6 protein-coding genes are annotated in these 6550 nt (G+C 70.0%); 1 reads left to right on the forward strand and 5 read right to left on the reverse strand.

Annotation, left to right across the window (positions count from 1 at the left end):
- From ACFDTH_RS16765 to ACFDTH_RS16775, 3 genes are all read right to left on the reverse strand, one after another.
- Positions 1-958, reverse strand: a 958-nt coding sequence (locus ACFDTH_RS16765; RefSeq protein WP_375288703.1) for an NAD(P)H-dependent flavin oxidoreductase, incomplete at its 3' end; no start/stop codon positions are given.
- Entirely contained in the window at positions 958-1686 is a 729-nt protein-coding gene (locus ACFDTH_RS16770) for a class I SAM-dependent methyltransferase (RefSeq protein ID WP_375288704.1), read from the reverse strand. The genes ACFDTH_RS16770 and ACFDTH_RS16765, both read right to left, overlap by 1 nt.
- A complete protein-coding gene (locus tag ACFDTH_RS16775) occupies positions 1686-2132 on the reverse strand; it encodes a GtrA family protein (protein ID WP_375288705.1) in 447 nt (148 codons plus the stop codon). Before ACFDTH_RS16775 ends, ACFDTH_RS16770 begins: the two co-directional genes overlap by 1 nt.
- 85 nt (positions 2133-2217) lie before the next feature.
- Here ACFDTH_RS16775 and ACFDTH_RS16780 point away from each other — a divergent pair, with 85 nt between their 5' ends.
- Positions 2218-3996: an AcrB/AcrD/AcrF family protein gene (locus ACFDTH_RS16780; protein WP_375288706.1), complete on the forward strand. Its 1779-nt coding sequence runs from the start codon at positions 2218-2220 to the stop codon at positions 3994-3996.
- A gap of 6 nt (positions 3997-4002) precedes the next feature.
- On the opposite strand, the gene ACFDTH_RS16785 is transcribed toward ACFDTH_RS16780, so the two are convergent.
- Together ACFDTH_RS16785 and ACFDTH_RS16790 are read right to left on the reverse strand one after the other, a co-directional pair.
- Entirely contained in the window at positions 4003-5352 is a 1350-nt protein-coding gene (locus tag ACFDTH_RS16785; protein ID WP_375288707.1) for a dihydrolipoamide acetyltransferase family protein, read from the reverse strand.
- 1 nt (position 5353) lies between these two features.
- On the reverse strand, positions 5354-6358 hold the full coding sequence (locus tag ACFDTH_RS16790) for an alpha-ketoacid dehydrogenase subunit beta (protein ID WP_375288708.1): 1005 nt from the start codon (positions 6356-6358) through the stop codon (positions 5354-5356).
- Positions 6359-6550 lie beyond the last annotated feature (192 nt).

Raw genomic sequence — 6550 nt, forward strand, 5'->3', positions numbered from 1 at the left:
CCCAGCGCGCGCCAGAGCCGTGCTCGCCCGGCGCGCGGGCGGCGGCGTGGAGCGCCTCGCCGGCGTCATAGGCGCGCGGATAGGCGGGCGGGCGCGGCGCGGCGACGCCCATTGCGGTAAAGCGGTTGGCCAGCGCGCGTGCCGGGCGGCCCGAGACCGCGGCGGTGAGCGCGGTGTGCCACGCGCCCGGTCCGGCGAGCGCGGCGCGATAGCCGTCGTCCGCGGCGGATTCGGGGCAGAGAACGAAGGCGGTGCCGAGCTGCGCCGCCGCCGCGCTCAGATCGAGCGCCGCGGCGATGCCGGCGCCGTCCATGATCCCGCCTGCCGCGATCACCGGCAGCCGGACATGGCGGACGAGCAGCCGGACCAGCGCCAGCGTGCCCAGCATCGGATCGGGCGCGTCCGTATCGAAGGTACCGCGATGTCCGCCCGCCTCGATCCCCTGCGCGACGATTGCGTCCAGCCCCGCCGCCTCGATCGTGCGCGCCTCGTCGAGGTTGGTGGCGGTGGCGACCAGCAGGCTGCGCCCGCGCAGCGCAGCCAGCACCGGCGCCGGCGGCAGCCCGAAGTGGAAGCTGACCACCGGCGGCGGTGCCTCCACCAGCACCGCCAGCATCTCGGGATCGTGCGCGAAACTGCGGTAGATGGCGCGCAGCGCGGTCGGCGGTGCCTCTCCGAAGGCGGCGAAATGCGGTGTCAGCCAGCGGAGCCACGCGGCCTCGCGCTCCGGATCCACTGTCGGCTCGGCATGGACGAACAAGTTGACGTTGAACGCCCGCGCCGTCCGCGCGCGAACCTCGGCGATCATCCCGCGCGCGCCCGCGGCATCGGTGGCGCCGACCGCGATCCCGCCGAGCGCCCCCGCCTCCGACACGGCGGCGGCGAGCGCGGGGGTCGACACGCCCGCCATCGGCGCCTGGACCAGCGGGATCGACAGCCCCAGCCGGTCCGCGAGCATCAGCGCGGCTCCGCCAGCGTCACGATCGACACGCCCGGCGTCATCGGCACGCGGCCGATCAGGTGGCGCTCCAGCCGGAAGATCGTCTCGAACGCGGCGTTGAGCGGTTTGGGCGGGGGTGAATCGTCGCTGTCGTCGCGGCCGGTGATCCGCCCCATCACCCGCGCCGCCGCGGCGACGGGGAACAGCAGCGAGTTGAACCAGCGCATCCGCCGCGCGGTGAGCCCCGCCCCCTCGATCGCCTTGAGCAGCGTCGCCTTCGAATAGCGGCGATGGTGGTGGTTCACCACATCGTGCGCGCTCCACATCCATTGGTGCGCGGGCACCGCGATGAGGATGCGCCCGCCCGGCGCCAGGCATTCGGCCATCGCACGCAGCGCGGCGACATCGTCCTCGATATGCTCCACCACGTCGAGCACCGCGATCATATTGTAGTGGCCGCGCGGCACGCCGGGCAGCGCGGGCAGGGGCGCATCGCCCACCGGCTTGCCGAGCCGCTTCGCCGCCACGGCGCGCGCGGCGGGATCGATCTCGATCGCGTCGACCTCGCCGAAGCGCGCCAGCATCGGCAGGTTGTGCCCGGTGCCGCAGCCGATCTCCAGGATGCGCGCGTCGGCGGGCAGGCCGGCATAGCGGGTGATGTAGTCGGCCAGGATGTCGCGGCGGGCGCGGTACCACCAATGGGTGGAATCATGCTCGGCCATGCGGTCGTAAACGCGGCGGTCCATTATTTGAATACCCAGAAGCGGTTGAGCGCGAAGGTGACCAGCGGCGTCACGCACAGGATAGGCACCAGCGGCCACCAGGTCGGCCCGCGCATCAGCGGCCCGGTCAACAGCCAGACGAAGCCGGTGTTGAGCGCGAAGCTGACCAGCGAGACGACGAAGAACCGCGATGACGTGGCGAGCGCATCGTCGCGCGAGCCGTGGTCGCGAAAGCTCCACCGGCTGTGCAGGAAATAGCCCGACACCATTGCGCCGACATAGCCCAGCACGTTGCCGACCAGCGGCCAGGGCGCGCCCTGGCCCAGATGGAACAGCGCGTTGCCATACGTGGCGAGCGGCCAGTAGATCACCGCATAGACCAGGGTGGACAGCCCGCCCGCGATGCCGAAGCGGACCAGCTGCCAGAACAAAGTGCGGTAGTCGGGGGAACGGGTGCTCGCGGTCGCCATGCCTTGCCCTTTGCGCGCGCCCGGGTAGAGCCGCGCCACGGTCGGTAAGCGGCCGTAATTGAGCGCGATGCGTGAGGAAAGCGTTTTGACCGAAGCGGGCAGGGGCCTTTCCGACGAGATCGACCGGTACTGGATCCGGCTGACGCTGATCGCCTGGGCGGTCCTCATCGCCTGGTATGTGTGGGAACGCTGGACGAACATCCGCTTCCTCGCGCTGGGCGACACCGACGACAACATGCGGCTGATGCAGGTGCGCGCGCTGCTCGACGGGCAGGGCTGGTATGACCTGCGCAACTATCGGCTGAACCCACCGCAGGGGTTTGACATCCACTGGTCGCGCCTCGTCGACCTGCCGATCGCCGGGCTGATCCTGCTGCTGCGCCCGTTCGCGGGGCCGGTGTGGGCGGAGCGGCTGGCCTGCGGCATCGCGCCCTTGCTGCCGTTGGGCGTCACCATGCTGGCGATGGGCGCGACCGTGCGGCGGCTGGTCAGCCCGCGCGCCTGGCCGCTGGCGATCGTGATGCTGGTCGGCTCCTCGGCGGCGATGCTGATGTTCATGCCCATGCGCATCGATCACCATGGCTGGCAGCTCGCCTTCCTGGCGCTCACCGTCGCCGGCCTGTGCGACCCCAAGGCGGCGCGCGGCGGCGCGATCGTCGGCGTGGCGAGCGCCGCCTCGCTGACGGTGGGGCTGGAGATGCTGCCCTATTGCGCCTTTGCCGGCGCGATCATCGCGTTGCGCTGGGTGTGGGACGCGGGTGAGGCGGGGCGGCTGCGCGCCTATGCGCTCACTTTGGGCGGCGGCTCGGCGATCGGCTTCGCGGTGTTCGCTTCCTATGCCAATCGCGGGCTGCGCTGCGACGCGCTGACCCCGGTGTGGCTGAGCGTGACGGTGGGCGCGGGCGTGCTGCTGTTCGCGTTGGCGCAGCTCTCGCCGGCGCGGCGCGGCGTACGGCTGGGGCTGGCGGCGGCGGCGGGTGCGTTGCTGGCGGCGGGCTTCGCGCTCGCCTTTCCGCAATGCCTGGGGCGGCCTGAGCAGGTCTCGCCCGAGCTCTATGCCAGCTGGCTTGCCAACGTGCGCGAGGCCAAGCCGGTCTATCTTCACCCGTTCCGATCGGCCTTCCCGATCGTGACGCTGCCACTGATCGGGCTGATCGGCGCGGCCGTCGGCGCGTGGCGCGCGCGTGGCACGCCCGCGGCGATCGGCTGGGCGAGTGTGCTGCTGTTCGTCGCGTTCGGCTGCGTCATGCTGCTATGGCAGGCGCGCGCTGGGCCGGCGGCGCAGATGATGGCGGTGCCCGGCTCGGTGGCGCTCGCCTGGATCGTGCTGCCGTGGACGATTGGTCACCGATCGATGATAGTGCGCGTGTTCGGCACCGTCGGCGGTTTCCTGCTCGTTTCCGGCCTGTTCGCCGGGCTGGCGATCAAATGGCTGCCGATCGATCGGCCGAGCCCTTATGTGAAGCGCGTCAACCGCGCCGGATCACGCTGCGCCGCGCTGCCGCGGCTCCAGCAGGTGGGCGTTTTGCCTGCACAGACGGTGTTCACCCTCAACGACCTCGGCCCGCGGCTGATCGTCACCACGCACATGAACGCAATCTCGGGGCCGTACCATCGCAACGGCGACGCGATCCTCGATACGCAGCACGCCTTCAAGGGCACGCCCGATCAGGCCCGCGCGATCATGAAGCGCCACGGCGCGACCCTGCTGCTGGTCTGCCCCAACATGGCGGAGACGACGGTGTACCGGAGCAAGGCGCCCGGTGGATTCTACGACCGGCTGGCGCATGGCGAGACGTTCGACTGGCTGGAGCCGGTGGCGCTGCCGAAGGGATCGCCGTTCCGGGCCTGGGCAATCCGGTAAGGCCGTTCAGTCCGCGAACAGCAGGACCGGGGTTTCCAGCAGCTTGCGCAGCGCCTGGACGTAGCTCGCCGCATCCCAGCCATCGACCACACGGTGGTCGCAGCTGATCGAGAGGTTCATCAGCTTGGCGCGGACGATCTCGTCGCCCTGGAAGACGGGGCGCTCGACGATCTTGTTGGGGCCGATGATCGCCACCTCGGGCCGGTTGATCACCGGCGTGGTAGCGATGCCGCCCAAGGGGCCGAGCGAGGTGACGGTGATGGTGCCGCCCTGAAGCTCCTCCGACTTGAGCTTGGACGCGCGCGCCGCCTCCGCGAGACGCGTGATCTCGGCCGCGAGCTGCCACACGTTGCGATCCTGCGCGTCTCGGATCACCGGCACGGTGAGGCCCGCGTCGGTCTGCGTCGCCATGCCCAGGTGGACGCGGCCCGAACGGGTGACCACCCCCGCCTCGTCGTCGTAGCGCGCGTTGAGCATCGGAAAGTCCGGCAGCGTCCGGCAGATCGCGACGATCAGGAAGGGCAGCATGGTCAGCTTCGGGCGCTGCCCGCGATTGGCGTTGAGGTCGCCGCGCATCGCCTCCAGCGCGGTGACGTCGATCTCGTCGACATAGGTGAAGTGCGGGATGTTGCGCTTCGCCGCGGCCATGTTCTCGGCGATGCGGCGGCGCATGCCGATGACGCGAACCTGCTCGTCGTCGCGCGCGCGGCTGGCGTGGGGGGCGTGATAGCCCTGGCCGCCGGAATAGCGCAGGAAGGCATCGAGATCGGCGTGTCGGACGCGGTCGCCGTCGGCGACCCTCACCTGCGCGAGGTCGACGCCGAGGTCGCGTGCACGCGCGCGGACGGCGGGCGAGGCGAGGACTGCACTGCCCCTCTCCCCTTGTGGGAGAGGGGAGGAGCCGCCGGAGGCGGCGGGGGGGTGAGGGGGCGTGGGTTGCGGGGCGCTCACCGCGTCCCCCTCACCCTTCCCACTCGCTGGCGCGAGCGGGCCCCTTCCCCCTTCCACAGGGGGAGAGGGAGATACGATTTCCTCCACCCCCGGATTCTCCGCCTCGAAGGTCGGCTCCTCCAGCAACGCCGGCACCGGCGCATCTGCCTCGCCGCTCGCCTCGCCCTCGGTCTCGATCACCGCCAGCATGCCGCCGATCGCCACCTGGTCGCCGACCTCGCCGGCCAGCTCCACCACCGTGCCGGCAACGGGGGATTCCATCTCCACCGTCGCCTTGTCGGTCATCATGTCGGCGAGGTTCTGGTCCTCCTCGATCCGGTCGCCGACGCGAACGTGCCAGGCGACGATCTCGGCCTCGGCGATGCCTTCGCCGATGTCGGGCAGCTTGAAGGTGAAGCGGGCCATGTCAGTCCTTCAGGATCTTCTTGAGCGCCATGCCGATGCGGACCGGGCCGGGGAAATAGGCCCATTCCAGGCTGTGCGGATACGGGGTGTCGAAGCCGGTGACGCGCTCCACCGGCGCTTCCAGGTGATAGAAGCAGCGCTCCTGCACCAGAGCGGCGAGTTCGGCGCCGAAGCCGCTGGTGCGCGTCGCCTCGTGGACGATCATGCAGCGGCCGGTCTTCTGCACGCTCTCCTCGATCGTCTCGATGTCGAGCGGGACCAGGGTTCTGAGGTCGACGATCTCGGCATCGACGCCGGCTTCCTCGACCACCTTCTGGCAGACGTGGACCATGGTGCCATAGGCTAGGATCGTCAGCGCCTCGCCGGGCCGCACCACCGCCGCCTTGCCGAGCGGGATCTTGTAGTATCCCGTCGGCACCTCGCCGCCGGGGTGCTTGGACCAGTTCTCCGCCGGTCGGTCCCAATGGCCGTTGAACGGGCCGTTGTAGATGCGCTTGGGCTCGAAGAAGATCACCGGATCATTGTCCTCGATCGCGGCGATCAGCAGGCCCTTGGCGTCATAGGGCGTGGAGGGGATCACGGTCTTGAGGCCGGAGACATGGGTGAAGATGCCCTCGGGGCTCTGCGAGTGCGTCTGCCCGCCGAAAATGCCGCCGCCGAACGGCGAGCGTACGGTGATCGGCGCGGTGAACTCCCCGTCCGAGCGGTAACGCAGCCGCGCGGCTTCGCTGACGAGCTGGTCGAGCGCGGGGTAGATGTAATCGGCGAATTGGATCTCGGGCACGGGGCGAAGGCCATAGGCGCCCATGCCGATCGCCACGCCGATGATGCCGATCTCGGTGATTGGCGTGTCGAACACGCGGGTCTTGCCGAACTTCGCCTGGAGACCGGCGGTGGCGCGGAACACGCCGCCAAAATAGCCGACGTCCTCGCCCATCACGATCACGTCGGGATCGCGCGCCATCACCACGTCCAGCGCGGAGTTGATCGCCTGGATCATGTTCATGCGGGTGGTGGAGGTTTCGGTCATGGTGTTGCTCACAAGTCCTTCTCCCCTTGTGGGAGAAGGTGGCGCGAAGCGCCGGATGAGGGGTGCGACCGCGCAGCGGTCGCGCGGCGCGCTGCGCCGCTCACCCTCATCCAACCTCCGCAATGCACCGGAGCTGCCAAGCTGCGGCAACCATCTCCCATCAAGGGA

This window comes from Sphingomonas sp. (genome assembly GCF_042096255.1).
Classification (GTDB): domain Bacteria; phylum Pseudomonadota; class Alphaproteobacteria; order Sphingomonadales; family Sphingomonadaceae; genus Sphingomonas.

What these genes read in the sequence shown, in the direction of transcription:
- ACFDTH_RS16770 (WP_375288704.1), bottom strand. Translation starts at nt 1,686, where the DNA reads ATGGACCGCCGCGTTTACGACCGCATGGCCGAGCATGATTCCACCCAT.
- ACFDTH_RS16775 (WP_375288705.1), bottom strand. Translation starts at nt 2,132, where the DNA reads ATGGCGACCGCGAGCACCCGTTCCCCCGACTACCGCACTTTGTTCTGG.
- ACFDTH_RS16785 (WP_375288707.1), bottom strand. Translation starts at nt 5,352, where the DNA reads ATGGCCCGCTTCACCTTCAAGCTGCCCGACATCGGCGAAGGCATCGCC.
- ACFDTH_RS16790 (WP_375288708.1), bottom strand. Translation starts at nt 6,358, where the DNA reads ATGAACATGATCCAGGCGATCAACTCCGCGCTGGACGTGGTGATGGCG.